This window comes from Micromonospora foliorum, from assembly GCF_022229015.1.
Taxonomy (GTDB): domain Bacteria; phylum Actinomycetota; class Actinomycetes; order Mycobacteriales; family Micromonosporaceae; genus Micromonospora; species Micromonospora foliorum.
Map to the genome: position 1 here is coordinate 1 of NZ_JAKKFF010000262.1, position 1,454 is coordinate 1,454.

General features: G+C 73.9%; 1 protein-coding gene and 1 pseudogene. Both read right to left on the minus strand.

Features of this window, described 5'->3' with window-relative positions; genetic code table 11:
* Nucleotides 1-461: pseudogene (locus tag PSH25_RS34025) on the minus strand (DUF2567 domain-containing protein); the annotation flags it as partial.
* Nucleotides 462-517: 56 nt separating this feature from the next.
* Nucleotides 518-1,454, minus strand: a 937-nt coding sequence (locus PSH25_RS19780; RefSeq protein WP_238660492.1) for a MinD/ParA family ATP-binding protein, incomplete at its 5' end; no start/stop codon positions are given.

A 1,454-nucleotide genomic window follows, 5' to 3' on the forward strand; every position in this document is an offset into this window, starting at 1 on the left:
AGCAGCCCGACCGGGCCGCGCCGCCGACGCAGCACGAACCACAGGGCGAGCGCCACGAGCAGCCCGAAGGCGAGCCCGAGCAGGCTGAACCAGCCGTCGGCGGCGATCGGCTGCTCCGGTTGCGGCTCGGCGTAGATCGCCCCCTCGGCGGTCTTGAGCACCGGAGTGTCCGGCGCGAGCGCGGCCCAGAGCAGCCCGAGCGGGACACCCAGCGCGGCCAGCGCGAGCACGGCGCCCAGCACCGTCGCCACGGCGCGCAGCGGACGACGCGGCTCGTCGAACCGAAGTTCCAGTGAGCTCTGGTACGCCGCCGAGGCCGGCAACTGGCTCGGGCCGAACCCGTCCGGCGCTGTCCCGTCCGACGGGTCGACCGCCTGCGGTTTAGCGTCCGGCGTGCGGGGTGGCGCGGGTTGGTCGGCCTCGTCGTCGGGCCGCTCAGGGTCGGGGTTGTCCGGGCTCACCCGATGATCCTCTCAGGCCCGGTGCGAGGCCGGGGCTCCGGTGGCGGCAGACCAGCTCACCGGGCGAACGGCTCCACCATCATCGCGGCGGCCCGCAGCCACGCCTGCCGGGTCTCCGGCTGAAGCTGGTGGTACTCGATCGACGACCCGGTCTCCAGAGCCGGGTCGTACGGCACGACGGCCACCCCTCGGGTACGGGTGGCGAAGTGCCGCTCCAGGTCGTCCTGGAGGGTCGAGCGACCCGGGGTCGGGCAGGAGATCAGGGTGATCGCGTTGTCCGCCAACTCGCCCATGCCCTCCTCGTGCAGGAGGTCGAGCATCCAGTCCGCGCTGAACGCCGCGTCCTCCCGGGGCACGGTGGTCACCACCAGCTGGTCGGCGGCCTGCATCACCGTGCGCCAGTTGGGGCTCTCCACGTTGTTGCCGGTGTCCACGCAGACCACGTCGTGGGTGCGCCGCAGCAACTCCAGCACCCGTCGCACGGTGAACTGGTCCAGTCGCTGGGCGAAGCGCGGGCTCTCCTCGCCGGCCAGCACGTCGTACGAGCCGTCGGAGGCGTGCCGCAGGTAGTCGTCCAGCCGGTCCAGCAGGGTCGCGTCCTCCAGGATCTCGATCTGGGCCAGGTCGCTGATCAGGTGCCGGATCGTCCGGGCGTGCCGGGCGCTGCCGGCGCGCAGGCCGAGGGTGCCGCGCAGCTCGTTGTCATCCCAGGCCAGCACGCCCTTGCCGCGGACGCTGCCGATCGTCGCCGCGGCGAGCACGGTGGCGGTCGTCTTGTGCACCCCGCCCTTGGGGTTGGCGAAGGCGAACACCCGGGGCGTGCCCAGGTCCCGTTGGAGCAGACCGTTGGCGCGCTCCTGCTCCTGGTCGACGGCCGGTGGCCGCCACTCGATCCGGGCCGGGTAGGCACGTTCGGCGATCGCCGAGCCGACCGCCGGGGCGGGTGGCGGCGGAACGGGAGGGGCGACCGGCGCGGCGACGGGCGGCGGGGCG